The organism is Vibrio sp. JZG10 (assembly GCF_054064075.1).
In genome coordinates this window covers 57,483-75,162 of sequence record NZ_JBSUGE010000004.1, presented here as the reverse complement: position 1 = coordinate 75,162, position 17,680 = coordinate 57,483, and the positions used below count along the sequence as shown (strand labels likewise).

Annotated in this window: 16 protein-coding genes and 1 pseudogene; 12 read left to right on the top strand and 5 right to left on the bottom strand. The window is 45.9% G+C overall.

What is annotated here, in order from left to right; genetic code table 11:
- Positions 1-13 precede the first annotated feature (13 nt).
- Both ACWYVB_RS07325 and ACWYVB_RS07320 read left to right on the top strand, forming a co-directional pair.
- Entirely contained in the window at positions 14-658 is a 645-nt protein-coding gene (locus ACWYVB_RS07325) for a class I SAM-dependent methyltransferase (protein WP_053808213.1), read from the top strand.
- The gene (locus tag ACWYVB_RS07320) at positions 648-1,532 is read left to right on the top strand and encodes a hypothetical protein (protein WP_395188785.1); all 885 of its coding nucleotides are present in this window, start codon (positions 648-650) and stop codon (positions 1,530-1,532) included. Before ACWYVB_RS07325 ends, ACWYVB_RS07320 begins: the two co-directional genes overlap by 11 nt.
- Positions 1,533-1,634: 102 nt before the next feature.
- Here the strand turns inward: ACWYVB_RS07320 and ACWYVB_RS07315 are convergent, their stop codons facing one another.
- On the bottom strand, positions 1,635-2,552 hold the full coding sequence (locus tag ACWYVB_RS07315) for a glycosyltransferase family 2 protein (protein ID WP_457528546.1): 918 nt from the start codon (positions 2,550-2,552) through the stop codon (positions 1,635-1,637).
- 39 nt (positions 2,553-2,591) lie between these two features.
- Entirely contained in the window at positions 2,592-4,313 is a 1,722-nt protein-coding gene (locus ACWYVB_RS07310) for an ArnT family glycosyltransferase (protein ID WP_457528544.1), read from the bottom strand.
- 304 nt (positions 4,314-4,617) lie between these two features.
- Here ACWYVB_RS07310 and ACWYVB_RS07305 point away from each other — a divergent pair, with 304 nt between their 5' ends.
- From ACWYVB_RS07305 to ACWYVB_RS07285, 5 genes and pseudogenes are all read left to right on the top strand, one after another.
- Positions 4,618-4,863, top strand: coding sequence for a DUF3297 family protein (locus ACWYVB_RS07305; protein WP_005374689.1), 246 nt, complete (start codon positions 4,618-4,620; stop codon positions 4,861-4,863).
- A gap of 226 nt (positions 4,864-5,089) precedes the next feature.
- Positions 5,090-5,813, top strand: a pseudogene (locus ACWYVB_RS07300) (ABC transporter ATP-binding protein).
- Positions 5,800-8,310, top strand: coding sequence for an FtsX-like permease family protein (locus ACWYVB_RS07295; RefSeq protein WP_457528541.1), 2,511 nt, complete (start codon positions 5,800-5,802; stop codon positions 8,308-8,310). Before ACWYVB_RS07300 ends, ACWYVB_RS07295 begins: the two are co-directional and overlap by 14 nt.
- Positions 8,310-9,434 carry a lipocalin-like domain-containing protein gene (locus tag ACWYVB_RS07290; protein ID WP_457528539.1) on the top strand — a complete coding sequence of 375 codons (1,125 nt, stop codon included), beginning with the start codon at positions 8,310-8,312 and terminating at the stop codon, positions 9,432-9,434. The genes ACWYVB_RS07295 and ACWYVB_RS07290 overlap by 1 nt, the downstream gene beginning before the upstream one ends.
- 178 nt (positions 9,435-9,612) lie before the next feature.
- Positions 9,613-10,089: a helix-turn-helix domain-containing protein gene (locus tag ACWYVB_RS07285; RefSeq protein ID WP_457528537.1), complete on the top strand. Its 477-nt coding sequence runs from the start codon at positions 9,613-9,615 to the stop codon at positions 10,087-10,089.
- 59 nt (positions 10,090-10,148) lie between these two features.
- On the opposite strand, the gene ACWYVB_RS07280 is transcribed toward ACWYVB_RS07285, so the two are convergent.
- Positions 10,149-10,571: an organic hydroperoxide resistance protein gene (locus ACWYVB_RS07280; protein WP_005374640.1), complete on the bottom strand. Its 423-nt coding sequence runs from the start codon at positions 10,569-10,571 to the stop codon at positions 10,149-10,151.
- A 137-nt stretch (positions 10,572-10,708) separates the two neighbouring features.
- On the opposite strand from ACWYVB_RS07280, the gene ACWYVB_RS07275 reads away from it, so the two are divergent.
- The 4 genes from ACWYVB_RS07275 (at position 10,709) to ACWYVB_RS07260 (ending at position 15,097) form a co-directional block, all read left to right on the top strand.
- Positions 10,709-11,167, top strand: coding sequence for a MarR family winged helix-turn-helix transcriptional regulator (locus ACWYVB_RS07275; RefSeq protein WP_005395543.1), 459 nt, complete (start codon positions 10,709-10,711; stop codon positions 11,165-11,167).
- A 303-nt stretch (positions 11,168-11,470) separates the two neighbouring features.
- Complete coding sequence (gene ahpC, locus ACWYVB_RS07270) at positions 11,471-12,028, top strand: alkyl hydroperoxide reductase subunit C (RefSeq protein WP_005395542.1); 558 nt, start codon at positions 11,471-11,473, stop codon at positions 12,026-12,028.
- 157 nt (positions 12,029-12,185) lie between these two features.
- Positions 12,186-13,754 (top strand): alkyl hydroperoxide reductase subunit F, encoded by a 1,569-nt coding sequence (gene ahpF / locus ACWYVB_RS07265; RefSeq protein ID WP_457528527.1) that lies wholly within the window; start codon positions 12,186-12,188, stop codon positions 13,752-13,754.
- Positions 13,755-14,677: 923 nt separating this feature from the next.
- A complete protein-coding gene (locus ACWYVB_RS07260; RefSeq protein WP_457528525.1) occupies positions 14,678-15,097 on the top strand; it encodes a VOC family protein in 420 nt (139 codons plus the stop codon).
- Between the two features lie 77 nt (positions 15,098-15,174).
- Here the strand turns inward: ACWYVB_RS07260 and ACWYVB_RS07255 are convergent, their stop codons facing one another.
- Both ACWYVB_RS07255 and ACWYVB_RS07250 read right to left on the bottom strand, forming a co-directional pair.
- Positions 15,175-15,714 carry a CAP domain-containing protein gene (locus ACWYVB_RS07255; protein WP_065764614.1) on the bottom strand — a complete coding sequence of 180 codons (540 nt, stop codon included), beginning with the start codon at positions 15,712-15,714 and terminating at the stop codon, positions 15,175-15,177.
- 127 nt (positions 15,715-15,841) lie between these two features.
- Positions 15,842-16,798: a LysR family transcriptional regulator gene (locus tag ACWYVB_RS07250; protein ID WP_457528523.1), complete on the bottom strand. Its 957-nt coding sequence runs from the start codon at positions 16,796-16,798 to the stop codon at positions 15,842-15,844.
- Between the two features lie 126 nt (positions 16,799-16,924).
- Here ACWYVB_RS07250 and ACWYVB_RS07245 point away from each other — a divergent pair, with 126 nt between their 5' ends.
- Positions 16,925-17,611 (top strand): DJ-1/PfpI family protein, encoded by a 687-nt coding sequence (locus tag ACWYVB_RS07245; protein ID WP_046875663.1) that lies wholly within the window; start codon positions 16,925-16,927, stop codon positions 17,609-17,611.
- Positions 17,612-17,680: the final 69 nt, after the last annotated feature.

Below are 17,680 nucleotides of genomic sequence, written 5' to 3'. Positions count from 1 at the left end.
ATTTGAGTACGCCATGAAAATATCTAAAGGTATCGAAGAGCAGGGGATCCCTGTCGGAAACTATTACGACAAATACAATACTCAGAACCCCATCGCCAGAAAAATGATGAGCAATTTCGATCATCATTTATCGCAACTGGTTGATATGGTCACACCAAAGTCGATACACGAAATCGGCTGCGGAGAAGGAGTCTGGGCACTTAAATGGCATCAACAAGGGATCCGTGTGAAAGGGAGTGACTTCTCCCAACAAGTGATTCAACTAGCAAGAGACAATGCCCAAGCACACAACTTGGAAGACATTTTGTTTGAACAAAAAAGTGTGTATGACGTTGCTAGAAAGACTGATTCTGCTGACCTTGTTGTTTGTTGTGAGGTCTTGGAACACCTGGAGCATCCCGAGCAAGCACTAGCAACATTGCAAGATCTCGATACTGACTATTACATTTTTAGTGTGCCAAGAGAGCCGTTGTGGTGTGCGTTAAACATGGCAAGAGGTAAATATTTAAACAGTTGGGGCAATACTCCCGGACATATCCAACACTGGTCCAAGAATGCCTTTCTGACTTTACTCAATCAACACTTTGAGATTCTCGAAGTACGCTCTCCCATTCCTTGGACCATGGTTTTATGCCAGCGTGTGAATCATGAAACATAATAAGAGTAAATTCATATTACGCTGGGTTGGGCGAATCATTACTATTTTTTCCATAGCCTTTGTATTAATCAAGCTCTCTACATACTCGCAGCAACTAAATATTCAGGATATTCCCTCTTACTCCTATCTGGTATTTATTTTTTGCATAGGCCTCTACGCCTTTGGCAATTATGTTCTTTCTATGGCGTGGCGACTTTTAGTCGCGAACAGTGAATATACTTTGTCTGCATCAACTGCCATTTGGGTGTTTGGCGGATCTCAAATTGCTAAGTATCTGCCTGGAAACATTTTCCAATTCGCTAGCCGACAAGTAATTGGCGTACAACACGGAATTAAAAATAATGTATTACTGAAATCGACCTTATGGGAAATAGGGTTGATGGGTATTGCGGCTGGTTCGTTTGGCGTCTTTCTGCTGAATGAGTACTTCCCTAATTTAATGGGGTACGAGATGACTTTATTCGCTGGACTTATCGTGATCACCGGATCAATATTAAGCTTGATAGCCAGTCGCAATTACCTAAAAGCTTGTGGGCTTTATCTCTGCTTTTTTTTGGTATCGGGCGGCATTTTCTCACTCATATTTTTTACGCTAAACGACAATCTAACTCCAACTTTAGAGACATTTTTACAAACATCTTGTTACTTCATCATCGCATGGTTAATAGGGTTTGCCACCCCAGGCTCTCCTGCGGGGTTGGGTGTCCGAGAGGCTGTTTTAATCACACTTCTAGATTCGCCGAGTATTGAAGATACACTCTTAGTTGCCGTCCTTGTTTCCAGAATCGTCACGGTTCTAGGGGATATGTTGTTCTTCGCTATCTCGAGTTTATTTAGGCCTAAGCAAGCCGTATCAAATAACTCACTTCTTTAAAGTATCGAGGTAACTCGCTATTACTCTCCAGATCGTTTTCGCTTGGTTTCAAACTGATAAGTGGGCAACTTTTCCTGATGCTCCAGCTTTTCTTCCAATACCTCATCGGTGCAATACTTTTTCGGTCAGCTTTCGATTGAACCCTATTAGATCGGCCACCAACCCCATCAATAAAGTGATGAAACCCAAGATAAGTAGCGTTGACCCCAAGACCAATGACTGAATATGGCCATCTCCCGCTCCATTTAAAAAGAAATACAGGAATCGCATAATGGGAATCACACCGCAAATCATCGCCACAGAGCCAATAAACAAAAACACTTGCAGAGGTCGGTACATGGTATAAACCCTGACCAAGGTAGAGAGCGACATTTTTAGAAACTGCGGAATGCTCTTAAACAGACGGGACTCTCGCGTTTTTTCATTAGTTCGGATTGGCACCGAAACCACACCAATCCTTTTTGCACTTGCTTGAATCAACATTTCTATTGTGTAGCTAAAATCCGATACGATATTAAGTTGTTGTGCCGCACTTCTCGATATTGCGCGAAAACCACTCACAGCATCTTTAACATCCAATCCCGTCGCTTTGGCAATAATAAAGCTCCCCGACACTTGTAAACATCGTTTAAATACAGAGAAATGTGTATTGCTATACCCTCCTCGGTCACCAACAACAATTTCTGCTTTGTGCTCGATAATAGGCTTAACCAAGTGCGGAATATCGGCCCCATTATATTGATTATCGCCATCGGTGTTCACAATGATATCAGCATGAAGACGAAGGCACTCCTCAATCCCTCTTCGAAATGAGTAAGCAAGCCCCTTATTGCCCTGGTTAGTAATAATGTGCTCAACACCACACTTGCGTGCGACTTCTGAAGTACCATCCGTAGAACCATCATCGATGATTAGAATCTCTATCTTAGCGATACCATCAACGCGCTTTGGTATTGAGCGAATAACATCAGCAATATTGTCCGCTTCGTTAAAGCACGGAATTTGAACAATTAACTTCATGCTTGCTCCTCATGTTCTGAATCAACATTACTGTGCGTATTAGAAGCCGGTAAATAACCTCTGCTTCTCTTCAAGATTGCGAGGTCGGTACAGGTTATCTCCCCAACGCAGAACGACTTTACCTGGCTCTTTCGACGCTAATTCATAGACACCCCGCACCAAGTATCGAGCTTGACCAGCCAACCAAACCTTGCCATTAATCATAAGACTATTGCTAGCTTCAAGCGTATATACGCCCTCGATGTTCACCATAACTTCCCGACTAAGAGAGTTGGGCGTCAGTTCAAACGTCTTTCCCGCAACATACAGGTGCGACCAATGATGAATGTAGTTCTGCCTTAACGCTTGAATATCTTGCCTTAATAGCCCTTTATCGGTTTTGTCAGGGCCAAACACATCTAAATAGTGCGAATTAACCAGTACAAAAGCCGGATTGTCTTGCTCTATAGCATTGCGAATAACGGGGATGTTTCTCGCAATATAATCTTCGTAACCCCACGTACTCATGAAAAAACCTTGTTTTGAAAAAGTCGGAACCATGGAGCATCGATCAATATAAGCAACAGGCTGAGGAAAGATTTTATGTATTTCATCAAGAAACTGACGCTGGTAGGCCAAGTTGCTTTTTATCGGTAAAACAAAACCATTCACCACAATGGATACCGCAAGCAAGCAGGGAACAATAAAATTAAAAAATTGTGCAACTCTTGCGTTAGTGAAATTCTGGATACCAACCCAAGCCACAGCAAACAAAGCACTCACTGGAGCAAGCATAAAAGCGTAATAGTATGGGAAAGCGTTGCGATAAAAGAGCAAAGTGAAGAGTAATAAACTTAGGCACAAAAACTTAATCGATGACTCACGGCTTAATAGCTTTTGCGAAAAACACGCATAAACAGCAGTACCAATACCAATGAAAAGAGCTAACCAATACCATGAGTTCGTCGAAACTGAATGAACAAAGTAAAACAATCGAGGAAAAAGCTCGCGCTGGTTTAGTGTCTTATCCGCAGCACCGAACATCGTTCCTGCATCACCAACCGAACTCGCTCCATGTATAGAGAAGTAATGCCAACTGTATAGCATCGCAAAGGCAACCAGTATTGCGACTCCATACATGAGAACTTGCCTAAAATAACGCTTACGATTTCGCGACCAATAAAGCGAGGTTAAAACTATGCCTATAAAAGTCGGGATATACAGAGCGGTCTTTAAAGTGACGAGCAAGGCGACAGCCGTAAGGACACCAGCAAGAATGGATACACGCCAAGAAAATGTTGCACTAAACACATAATACAGCGCCGCCATGATCATACATGTCGCGATAGGATCAGTACGAAAACTGGCCCCCATACGAACATTATAAACAAAAGAAAAATAGGCAAGCACCGCAAAAAGTGCCGCCGATTTGCTGCAGTACAATCGACATAACTTGTATAGATAAAATCCCGTGAGTAATTGAAAGAACACCATAACGACTCTCGCCACAATGATCTGGTCAACATCGTTATCTGATACACCACTCAGCCAAGTAAAGAAGTGAATGTGAAAGGTTTGGAAACTATTAATCACCTCGCCGTTAATAAACCGATGCACAAAAGATAGGTAATAAAACTCGTCCCAATTTACTTCGTAATTAAACGCAACAAAAAACCGAGCGATTACAGCCACTACGATTAGAATACAAAGAAAAATAGAAGTGCTAGAGGTAGTATATCTATCCGATAAATGACGTTTATTAACCTGTTCAACAGTCTCCATTCACCCTTCCTTGTTAATCGTTTCTCGACTAGTGGCATGCTCTGAGACATTAAGTTGTATGAATAAGGTTAGAACTGCCAGTAATGAGTATAGTCATGATTCAAAACCAAATAAGGGGTGGCAGGAGAAGTTTCGAGAGCAAAACACCTTTGAGCAACGAGACCGTGTTTTTATTCCACACTTTGAAAGCGGGAAACTTTGCATTATTTCAAAAGGCTTTAGTATTAAGTCTCTCAACATATCTTGAACACACACAGTGCACTGACTACAATGGCGCACTTTTTACGGAATTTAGGTCACAAACATGACAGATACAGCTAAACCAGCTCTACCAGATCGCCTAGCAGGTAACCCACGTAGCCCATTCTTCATCAAAGAATGCTTCGAGCACCAAATCGGTATTCGTATCAACGGCCAAGAGCGTACTGACGTAGAAGAATACTGCATCAGCGAAGGTTGGGTAAAAATTGCTTCTCCTAAAGCAAAAGACCGTTTCGGTAACCCAATGCTAATCAAACTTAAAGGCGAAGTTGAAGCGTACTACGTGTAAGCTGACCACGCTGAATTTCTTTGAAAGCTCGAGTCTGACTCGGGCTTTTTTAATGCCTGTCATATCCCTTCCTCATTTAATCTCTTCCCTCTTCTTTTCAGTACAAGTTATTAAGAAATCGATGTAAATCGCTGTTTTTATCTGATTGTTGTCTAAAGTTTCTAAAGGACTAACTGCAATAGCGATTGCCAAAAGAAACGACACCTTTTGATTGTAGGGAGAGGAAATGGAAAGCCCACTTGTCACACTCAAACACGCCAGCAAAAGCTTTGTTGATGGCAAAGAGACACATCGCGTGTTGAAAGGAGTCGATTTCACCCTGAATTCAGGAGCGAGTGTCGCACTGACGGGGGCGAGTGGCAGCGGCAAAAGTACCTTACTCAATATCATCGCTGGCTTTGAGCCGCTTTCCGAAGGTGAGTTGTGGTTAGATGGCGATAACACGGTGGCTTGGAAAGACCCACAATGGAGCCGATTTCGCCATCAAAATCGGGGTTATTTTTCAGCAATTCAACCTCTTAACACCTCTTAACGTAAAGAAAAACATCGCCTTTCCTCTCAATTTGAATCAACAGAGATGGAATGACTGGTGCGATTATCTGGTCGAAACGTTAGGCATCAGCCAGCTTCTCGACAGGCATGTTTCTGCTCTTTCAGGCGGTCAACAACAACGCGTCGCGATTGCACGAGCACTTGCCCACAAACCCAAACTTCTGCTTGCCGATGAACCCACAGGAAACCTAGACCAAAAAGCAGGGTTAGAAGTGATGAAACTACTCAGTGAAATCACCTCCCAAGGCAATACGGCAGTACTGTTAGTCACCCACAGCCCTGACTGCGCTGAGTTCATGCAAACCCAGTTACGTTTAAAGGATGGGCGTTTGGAAAATAATCAGTTGCATGGCGGTCATCACCAAAACAAACATGAGCTTCGCCATGAAGCAAGCTAAGCTATCAAACACCAGATTTACTCATACTCGACTCGCCCTGAATCTGTTTGCGGCGCACTATCGGCAGGCACCACTGCAAGCCGCCGCAATTCTGATAGGTATCGTGCTGGCTGTGACCTTGTTTGTTGCAGTGCAAGCCATCAACCTCAATGCCAAGCGCAGTTATGCTGAGTCTACCGAGCAGCTTAGCGCACAAGCTCAGAACTTAATTATTCCACCAGCAGGGCAAAACTATCTGCCCGAATCGCTCTACTTCACCCTTAGACAAAATGGGCTCAGTGCAACACTACCTGTAATTGAAGGGCGAGTGAGAGACGAACAAGGGCGTCGCTGGTCAGTACAAGGTAGCGAGTTAATTGCCGCCATCTCTTCACGTTCGCGCTATTCATCAGAAAACCAACAGAACGTGTCTTTGTTCGACAGTGCTTTGCCTTTACCTGAGCTTTTGGCTGGCAAGCCCATCGTGATGATGAGCCAATCTCAACATCAAAACTTAGGAGAGGTAGAAACCCTAACTCTGGACGACATTCCAACCCAAGTGGTGGTGCTACCAGACGAATGGCAGTTAGGTAGCCGAATGTTGATGGACATTGGCTTTGCCCAGCAACTGCTCAATAAACAAGGACAGCTCAGTTACATTGCGGTTTTCCATTCGGGTGATAAAGGGCATAAAGACACGCAAGCAAATTGGCAAAGCATCATTGGTGAGCAAGGACAATGGATTTCCAATAATCAAACTACAGACCTTGGTTCGCTGACCGATAGCTTTCACCTCAATCTCACCGCAATGAGCTTACTTGCCTTTTTAGTCGGGCTGTTCATTGCCTACAACGGCGTAAAGTACAGCTTGCTGAAACGCAATCGACTGTTAGTACAGATTCAACAGGCGGGTGTTGCGCCGAGCATTGTGTTCTCTGCGCTGTTAGTTGAACTCACTATTCTCGTTACCATCGGCTCTTCCCTCGGTTTTGTATTGGGCATGCAGCTTAGCCACTGGTTACATCCGACCGTGGCACTGACTTTAGAACAACTTTATGGCGCGACACTTCTGCCCGGAACTTGGCAGTGGCAATGGTGGGCGCAAGCACTGCTGCTCACGTTAGCCGCAACCCTGTTGGCGTTTTGGCAGCACTTTAAACAGCGAGTGCGCCAGCCGCTCTCTTCTCATGGTGGATTTTATCAAGCGCCTGAAGCCTCTAACGAAAACCAATTGTTCGTGATAGGTGCCGCGTTGACGACTCTCGCACTCGCAGGGTTATGGCTGAGTGAGCATCACCGCTTCACCATGGCATGGCTCGGCGTGCTTGTGGTGTCGATTCCTTTGTATCTACCCAAAACACTCAGCGTCTTAGCCAATTGGTGTGAAAAGCGCACCAGTTCTGGTTTGATGCAATATCTGTTTGCTGAGTTGCGCGAGCTGATTTCTCCGCTTTCTCTCGCCATGATGGCACTGCTACTCGCCGTTACAGCCAATATGGGGATGAATACCTTAGTTGGTAGCTTTGAGTCCACCTTAAAACAGTGGTTAGAACAAAGGCTACACGCCGATATTTACGTCAGCCCTGCGCAAGGAGAAATCGCAGATGTAGAGCGCGCATTAGGACAGTTCGACAAGGTTGAGACCGTCTACAAGCAATACTACGTCGACGATAACCTGCAAGGGTTACCGATTTTGCTTGGCACAAAAGACAAAGACACCTTAGAACAAACCATGGTGTTCAAATCGCACTTGGAGAACTTCTGGCAACGCTTTTACCGAGGTGAACTGGTCGCCATCAGTGAACCTACTGCGGTCAAACTGGGTTTATCACTGGGTAGCGAACTCACACTTGATGCCATTCCAAATAAGAACCTGCTTGTGGGCGCGATATTCCATGATTACGGCTCACCCAATGGTGAAGTGTTATTGGCACCAAAATTATGGCAAGAGAGCGGATTTACCGACCTGCCGACAAGCCTTGGCATTAAAGTCTCGGGGGACCCACAAATCGTCTACGAGCAACTGCGCGAGCAATTGAATCTGCATCCAAGTCAGCTCTACGATCAGGCGCAAATCAAATCCATCGCGTTGGATATATTTTCGCAGACCTTCGCCATTACGCGCGCGCTCAACGGCGTGACCTTGATGGTCGCCGTGATTGGTTTGTTCAGTGCTTGTTTTATGTTGCTCGACGCGCGCAAAGCCGCCATTGCAAGGCTGTATGCACTTGGCGTCAGCCGTCGTAAATTAATGACCATGGTGGTCGGACAGATCGTCGCTCTGGTCAGTTTTACTCTGGTTATCGCCCTACCTTTAGGAGCCATGGTGGGTTATGTACTGACAGACATCGTCACCTTGCGCGCTTTTGGTTGGAGCTTAAATTATCTGTGGAATTGGAGTGATGCCCTCAGCATTGCGGCGATCACCATCTTGGTGGCGGTGATTGCCACCTTGATCCCGCTGTGGCGATTGGTCAGTAAGCCTGTCGTGTCCAGTTTGCAAAGCGAGGTGTTGTGATGGTTCGATTAGCAAGCAAACTTACTCTGTTCATAGGTAGTCTATTCCTATTTGGATGTGAAGATCCCCAACAAAAAAATATGAGCACACAAAATATGGGCACGTTGCTGGGCAGTGGAGATACGCAAAGCGAGAGCAACCTATTCACACCCGTAGAAAAAGGGATTGAACTCACCTTCCCGGCAGACCATCAAGCACACCCGGATTTTCGTCATGAATGGTGGTACTTAACCGCTAACTTAATTGATGAAGACGGCAACCCACTTGGTGTTCAATGGACACAATTTCGCTTTGCTGCTGCGCCGCCAACGGGCGAAGATGACGTGAAGAAAACCGAGTGGCAAGCTCAGCAAATCTACATGGCGCACAGCGCGGTCACTACAACGGATAAACACTACGCCGATGAAAAGTGGTCACGTGACCAAGCCTCTCTAGCAGGTGTTGATACTTCACCATTTCGAGTTTATCTCGATGATTGGCAGTGGACCTCTTCAACCAACGACCTCTTCCCTGCCACATTGAAGGCGAACTCCGAACAGTTTGGCTATTCGCTGACGCTTAACAGCAGTGCGCCTTATCAAAAGCAAGGCGAGCAAGGTTACAGCACCAAAAGCGCCGATGGTCAGGTGGCTTCGTACTACTACAGCCAACCGTTTATTGATGTCTCCGGTGAAGTCACTATCGACGGAGAAACCCATCAAGTGTCGGGTAAAGGTTGGATAGACCGAGAGTGGAGCTCGCAATTCTTACTCGACTCACAACAAGGCTGGGACTGGTTTGCTCTAAGGTTGAGTGACGAGACCAGCTTGGTAGTGTTCCAATTGCGGGATTCCAAAACAGGACAAGCCAGTTACTCCAGCGCAAGGCTGATGCAGCAAGATGGATCTGGCATCGCTATCCCACAAAAAGACATTCAGTTAGAGGCGACCAAGCAAACAGAAATCCAAGGGCGAAAGTATCCAATCCAGTGGCAAGTGTCGATTCCAAATCAGCAAATTGAGCTTACCGTTTCTGCTCTCAACCCGAACGCGAAAATGCCGCTTTCTGTGCCTTATTGGGAAGGCCCAGTGCGTATTGAGGGCTCTCATTCAGGGACAGGTTATATGGAGCTGACGGGATATTAAGCGCTCTGAACAGATTTCAATTACCGTTGAGAAGCCATCTTAAGAACCCTCTCCTACCCGCAACAGAATGCGTCACAATCAGAAATAAATGACTACGACGCATTTATTCGATACTAGCCTTGAATCCTTGCTTCGTTGCGGTACGCTTTGAGCAAATCAAACAAGGGTGGCCCCTCTCATGCGTGTCGATTATCACCAACGACTCGTTCCTGTTATTCGCTATCTGGAACAGCACTTTAACGATCCTCTCAATTTGCTCGAAGTGGCAGCGCTAGCCAACCTCTCTCCCTATCATTTTCACCGTACCTTCAAGGCGGTACAAGGCGAAACATTAGCCGACTTCATCCGACGTTTACGGCTAGAGGCGGCAGCAGACGACCTTTTCAAATCAAAGCAACCAGTGCTGAACATCGCGTTAGAGGATACCGAAGTACCAAAAGGCATTGAGCTGCAAGACTTCCCCGGCGGTCAATATGCGGTGATGCGCCAGCAAATTACCGAATTCAGCCAATACCCTAAAGCATGGGATGATTTGATGAGCAAAGTGGTTGAATCTGGTATTGAAAACGACTGCCGACCTTGCTTCGAACTTTATCATAGCTACGATCCACAAACGCACCATGCAGACGTCAGCTTCTGCACTGCTATCAAATAATCGAAAAAAGCCTGCACGTTCGCAGGCTTTCCTTCTATTAGAAATAATGTCTAAATCGATTAGATCGCTTCGCCATTTACTGTAACAGCAACATCAATATTGCCACGAACGGCGTTTGAGTATGGGCAAACTTGATGTGCGATGCGCGTTAGTTCTAATGCTTGTTCTTGTGGCATATCTAGCTCTACCGCTAAGCTCACTGTTAGTGCAAAGCCTCCATTATCGTTCGGACCAATGCCCACTTCCGCTGTTACGGGTGCACTTTTCAGGTTTACTTTACCTTCACGTGCTACGTGCAGAATCGCGTTAGAAAAACATGCTGAATAGCCCGCTGCGAAAAGCTGCTCAGGGTTAGTTGCTGCACCTGTGCCGCCCATTTCCTTCGGGTATGACAGCTCTAGATCGAGAAGACCGTCATCTGTTTTTACTTGACCATTACGACCAGCCAAAGCGGTAGCTTGAGTTTTGTATAGAGTAGTCATGCGAGTGTCCTTCTTAATTTAAGTTGTACACAATTTAATTGCTTGCAATCTTATATCGAAGTAAAGATCGTTTGCAACTATATTGTGCACAATTTATTTTATTACTCTCTTTCTCTGTGAGCAGGTAGGCAACGCCAATGAGCCAGTGTTACACCGACAACACCATGACCAACGACGATAAACTCTTACTCGAAAACCAAGTTTGCTTCCCGCTCTATAGTGCAGCAAATGCGGTGATCCGAGCTTACCGCCCTTTGCTGGACGAGCTTGATCTGACTTATTCGCAATACTTAGTGATGATGGTGTTGTGGGAGAAAGACGGTGCCAGCGTTAAAGAACTGGGCTCGCAACTGCATTTGGATTCAGGCACGCTCACGCCGCTGCTTAAACGATTAGAAACAAAAGGCTATGTAGAACGTGGTCGCAGTGACACCGATGAGCGCGTACGCGTACTCAACCTTACAGAGCAAGGTCGTGACCTCAAAGAGCAAGCCAAGTCAGTGCCAAACGCCATGATGTGTAAAATCACGTTAGAGCTGGATGAAATGATCATGCTGAAGAAGTTGTGCGGCAAGGTGCTCGACAATCTGAACTAAGAAATAAAAGCATCAGCTTCCCCACTTCCTATTAGAAAGAGCCTGCCGAGATGCAGGTTCTTTCGATCTTAGCCAGACGATCTCTTAAAGGTCATCATCAGTATTCTCTATTACCACTTGGCCTTCCTCTTCAATAAAACCTATCAAAGCAAACTCACTTATATCGGGTTTCCCTATTAAGAAAGATAGGAAATGACTATCAATAGGATAGTTACAAGCGATTTTCCTTAAACACGTTCCAATGCGAATATACTTTCCGAAAGCAAGAACTGCTCACCCTAAAACATTCTGAGGAAAGTAAAAATGATTAATACAAAGATCAAACCATTTGCAGCTACAGCATACAAAAACGGCGAATTCGTTGAAGTAACAGAACAAGATGTTCTAGGCAAATGGGCTGTATTCTTCTTCTACCCAGCAGACTTCACATTCGTATGTCCGACAGAACTAGGTGACCTAGCAGACCACTACGAAGAGCTACAAAAACGCGGCGTTGAAGTGTACTCAGTATCAACAGACACACACTTCACTCACAAAGCTTGGCACGATAGCTCAGAAACCATCGGCAAGATCCAGTACTACATGCTTGGCGACCAAACAGGCAACATCACAAACAACTTCGGTGTGATGCGTGAAGGTCAAGGTCTTGCAGACCGTGCAACGTTCCTAATAGACCCAGAAGGTACTATCCAAGCAATGGAAATCACTGCTGAAGGTATCGGTCGTGACGCAGAAGACCTACTACGCAAAGTGAAAGCAGCTCAGTACGTAGCAGCACACCCAGGCGAAGTTTGCCCAGCAAAATGGAAAGAAGGCGAAGAGACGCTAGCTCCTTCTCTAGACCTAGTAGGCAAAATCTAAGCCACTGAATTTAAGCTCAATTTGACATGCTAATTGACGCTTAACTTAGAGAGCATTCCAGGTTAGATACCTTGACGACCTTCTGCCTGGTTTGCTCTCTCCCTACTGATTTTATCCAGAGTAACCACTCTTTTGTTTATTTAAGGTAACAACAACTATGTTAGACCAAGCGATCCAACAACAACTCAAACAATATCTGGCTAATGTAAAAGAAGACGTTCGTCTAGTGGTTAGTCTAGATGAAAGCAAAGCATCGAATGACATTCTGTCTCTGGCGAACCAAATCGCAGAGATGAGCGACTTTATCACCGTTGAACGTGACGACAACGCAAGCGCACGTAAACCAGTGATGACGGTGACGAACCCAGTAAAAGGCACAGCACTTCGCTTTGCTGGCCTACCAATGGGTCACGAATTTACCTCTCTGGTATTGGCATTACTGCACTCTGGTGGTCACCCAATCAAACTAGATCCAGAAGTGATTGAACAAATCGCGGCGCTAGATAAAGAATTGGATGTTGAAGTGTTCATTTCACTGTCGTGCCAAAACTGTCCAGACGTTGTTCAAGCGTTCAACATGATGGCGGCGATCAACCCGAAAGTGAAAGCAACCATGATCGATGGTGCACTATTCCAAGATGAAGTGAAACAACGTGACATCATGGCAGTACCAAGCGTATTCGTGAACGGTGAGCTATTCGGACAAGGCCGTATGTCTCTGACTGAAATCCTAAACAAAGTGGATGACGGCGCGAGCGAGAAAGCAGCCAAAGCACTGAGCGAAAAAGACCCATACGACGTGCTAGTTGTCGGCGGTGGCCCTGGTGGTAGTGCAGCAGCACTATACGCAGCGCGTAAAGGTATTCGCACTGGCGTTGTCGCTAAACGCTTCGGTGGTCAGGTGATGGACACCATGGCAATCGAGAACTTTATCTCGGTAAAACGTACTGAAGGTCCAAAACTGGCAACTGACCTAGCAGAACACCTAAAAGAATATGACGTAGACGTTGTGACTGAGCAACAAGCGCAAAAACTGATGGGCGCAGCGCACACAGATGATGGCTTGATTCACATCCAACTTGAAAGCGGTGCAACGCTGAAAAGTAAGAGTGTCATCCTAAGCCCTGGTGCACGCTGGCGTGAAATGAACGTTCCGGGTGAGCAAGAGTACCGCAACAAAGGCGTCGCGTACTGCCCACACTGTGACGGCCCGCTATTCAAAGGCAAGAAAACCGCGGTTATCGGTGGTGGTAACTCAGGCATCGAAGCGGCTATCGACCTTGCTGGTATCGTAGAACACGTAACGGTTCTTGAATTCGCAGACGTACTTCGCGCAGACCAAGTGCTTATCGACAAAGCGAACTCACTACCAAACGTAGACATCATCACGATGGCGCAAACTACTGAAGTTGTGGGTGACGGTACTCGCGTAACAAGCTTGAAGTACAAAGACCGCAACACAGATGAAATCAAAGAGATTGAACTGTCAGGTATCTTTGTTCAAATCGGTCTAGTACCAAACACAGAATGGCTGAAAGATTCAGAAGTAGCGCTTTCTGAGCGCGGCGAAATTGAAGTTGGTAGCCGTGGTGAAACCAGCCTAGAAGGTGTCTTCGCAGCCGGTGACGCTACGACGGTTCCTTACAAACAGATCATCATTGCGATGGGTGAGGGTGCAAAAGCAAGCTTAGGCGCATTTGACTACCTAATCCGTAAGCAAGGTTAATCTCCAATTTCTTGAGCACAAAGCGTACGGTGCGGTGTTTTCTTCCCCTGAAAACCAATCGGGGCACCGTGACAGCGATGAGTAACAAGAAATAAAAGCAAAAAACCTAGAAGCCCAAAGACTTTGCCAGCAGGTACTAACTGCTGGCTTTTTTGGTTTTGGAGAGGGGTGTAAGCACATCCTCCAGCACTCCGAGTTCAAACTGGAGGGAATGGCTCTACAATCACGGATAATTCAATTCACACCACCAGCATCACAACGCGCTGCAAATAGATTCTGAATACTCGCTTAGGCTCCTTCAGAATGACGCTGTTCGTTAAGCGCTCTCTTCACGTCATTCCCGCGAACCTAGGTGAGACTGGGAATCTACTCACCACAAGCTTGAACGAAAGAAATTCACACACATACACGTGAAGCATCAACGGTTAGAGAGTTCATGAACATGATCCTCCTCTCAACCTCAAACCACCAACCCCACCTAACCTTCGCTTGTATCAAACTCTAAAGATCTCAATACTCCGGGCTCAAAGGGGAGGGACTGGTTCTGCAATCGTGGACAGTTAACTTCACACCGCTAGCATCACAACACGCTGCGAATAGATTCTGAATACTCGCTTAGGCTCCTTCAGAATGACACTGTTCGTGTAGCGCTCTCTTCGCGTCATTCCCGCGAACCTAGGTGAGACTGGGAATCTACTCACCACAAACTCGCTCGAAAATGATTAGCACGAACAAAAGATGAAAGAGGGTTGCAAGCACCTAACCCAACTCGCAGATTCAAAGTACCACCCCACCGAATCTCTCCATGTATCAAGATCCAAAGATATCAACCCTAAAAAATTTTAAAAAAGCCCTTTACCTCGACTTAACTTGAGGTTTTAGCATGTTCATCGTTGGCTAGGAAATGAAAAAAGGAGCACATCATGATCCAACTAGAACATATTAATTTAGTCGTGAAAAACATCCCTGAAATGCTGAAGTTTTATCAAACTGCATTTCCACATTGGTACGTGCGTGATGAGGGGAAAGGCGAATGGAGTGGTAAGCCAAGAAACTGGCTACATTTTGGCGACGAGTATCAATACATTGCGATGAGTGACCACGGTGAAGGTGAGAACCGTGAGTTGGGCGGCCACCAAGTTGGACTAGCGCATTTTGCTTATGTGACCAACAACGTCGATGCCATCACAAAAAGACTGACCGATGCAGGTTATCCGATTGCCCAACCTGGGGCTGATGAGCTATATCGCAAGAATGTGTATTTTGTTGACCCTGCAGGTTTTGAGATCGAATTCGTTGAATACCTGACGGATGATCCAAAACTTCGTAACCTGACAAGCTAAAAGAGACGTAAATAATAAAACGCCAGCAGATGGTGACTACTGGCGTTTTGGTTTATCTATCAGGTTTCTTTATCGCATTAGCGCTGTTTGGCAAAAACCTGAGTCCAGTAATACCCGTAGCTTGCCGAGTGATTTTCGACAAGCGACGCGCCCATCTGATCAAAATCCGCACTCATGATATTGAGGCAGTGACCTTCGCTCGATAACCAAGCATTAACGACGGCGTTAATGGAACTTTGCCCTACGGCGACATTCTCACCAATGGCGCTCCAAGCATAGCCCGTTGCGTTGACTCGATCTGACATATTGCTGCCGTCAGAGCCTGTGTGACTCATGAAATCGCTGTTCGCCATATCGCTTGAGTGTCGATAAGCGGCGCTTTCCAAATCGTAGCTCCAAGTCAGGGCCCCAACAGGTGGCATGGTGGTTGCGCCACACTGTTGTGTAGTAGAGCGAGCGCTGTTGACCGCTGCAAGCATCTGCTCGGCAAATGTGCCCTGTGACGATGTGGAACCTGTGTTTTGAGAGCCGTTTTCTACAGGTGCTGACGACTCCCCATCGCCGCCACATGCGCTGAGAAGTAGGGCCAAAGCAGGCACTAAGATCTTAGTTGGCATTGTCTTTCCTTTATGAGTGACGAAGAGCAAACTGCGCTTGTCGATAATAACGCCCAATAACCTAACAAAAACCCATAAAAGCACCATATGGCTTGGAGTGTTTTAACCAAAGACTCACATGAAGTTTTCAATCTCCTTGGTTCGGTTGGTAAATCGGCAACGTTTCAGCCCACGTATGGAATGGCGTTTCATCCATATCCTGTATCGCTTGGGTGATAAAATCGATGAACACCCTCACTCGAGCAGGCACATATTCCCGGTTAGCATAGAGAAGATACACGCCATTTCCTGCTTGGCGCATACTCGGAAATATCGGCACTAAACGCCCCGCTTTGAGCCAATCTCTCGCGATAAAGTGAGGAATCTGAGTTAACCCTAAGCCTTCTGCGCAAAGCTCTGCCATGGATTCGCCGTCGTTTACAATAAAATTTCTCTCGGGGTTATACTCACTTGCACCGTCTGGTTCTGGCATCCGAATCGGCAACAGTTTCCCCGTTTGTTTAAAACGAAAACGAACCCAAGAATGGTCATTGAATACATCCGGGCCACTCGGAACACCATGGCGCGCTAAATAATCCTGACTGCCACAAATAATAAAATCGATAGGACTCAGCTGGCGCACAATCAACTGGCTGTCCTGAACGACACCAGATCTAATCGACACATCAATCCCTTGTTCAATAATATCAACGTAGGCGTCATCGTAATGAATATCGATAGTGATACTGGGGTAGCGGCGACAAAACTCTTTTAACCAAGGGCGAATGTAAAGGCGACCGTAAGAGACCGGCACATTAATCTTAAGCAGTCCTGAAAGCGCATCATTGTGGCTTTTTAATGAATCCTCACACGCCGTCAGTTCGTCCAGTACAAACCTAGCGGTATTTGCGTATCGACGACCGGCTTCTGTCAGACGGATCTGTCGGGTAGAACGCTGGAAAAGCTGTATTCCCAAGTCGCTTTCAAGACGATGGATGGCCTTACTCACCGTAGAAGGGTCTGTGCCATACGCTTTGGCGGCCGCAGCAAAACTGCCACCTTCTAAAGTGGCAATAAAAAATCGTAGGGACCGTATCTTATCCATAAAACTCGTGCATTCCATTCGTGAACTTTATTCACTTTAGTAAAGACAAAGTGGCTCTTCAATCACCAATCAGCCCAAATATAATGAATCTCAATAACTTGATGCTCTGTTAGCGAGGAAAAAACAATGGGTAAAAATGGATTAAAGAATGCACTACAACTATTGATAGCGACCTTAGTTCTATTCTTTGGGATGCTTCAAACGGCACATGCGGCGGATAAACGCATTGGCATTCTGGTTTATGACGGCGTATTGACCTCTGATGTTACTGCGCCTTTAGAGGTCTTTGGTGTCGCAAGTCGGCTGACTTGGTTTAGTGATTATGAAGTGCTCACTATTTCCGTCTCTGAGCAGAAAACCATCACCACTGAAGAGGGATTAAAAATTGGTGTGGATGCTTGGATTGGCGATCAGCCGGAGCTCGACGTGCTGGTTTTAACATCCAGCTACGACATGGATGCGCTAATCGAAAACAAGGATCTCATTCACTTTATTCAAACCACATCAAAGGCGGCAGATTGGATGGCAAGTAATTGCTCTGGTGCGTATCTATTGGCCGAGGCTGGCCTGTTAAACGGTAAGAAAGCGACGACATGGGCAGGAGGTGAAAACGGATTACAAAAAGACTATCCAGCAGTTGATGTACAGGTCGACCAGAATTTTGTTGTTGATGAGGGTGTCATCACCTCAAACGGAAGCCTAGTTAGCTATCAAGCCGCCCTTAAATTGCTGCATCTCATGACTTCAGAATCTAAAGCTCAAGAAGTCGCAGACGCCCTTCAATACTCACGTTTTTCTACCCAGCCATTTTAAGCGGGCAAGAATGAAACCGCAGGTAACCTTTGAGCTTCAGAGGTTACCTTGCTACTCAGCTCTACACTT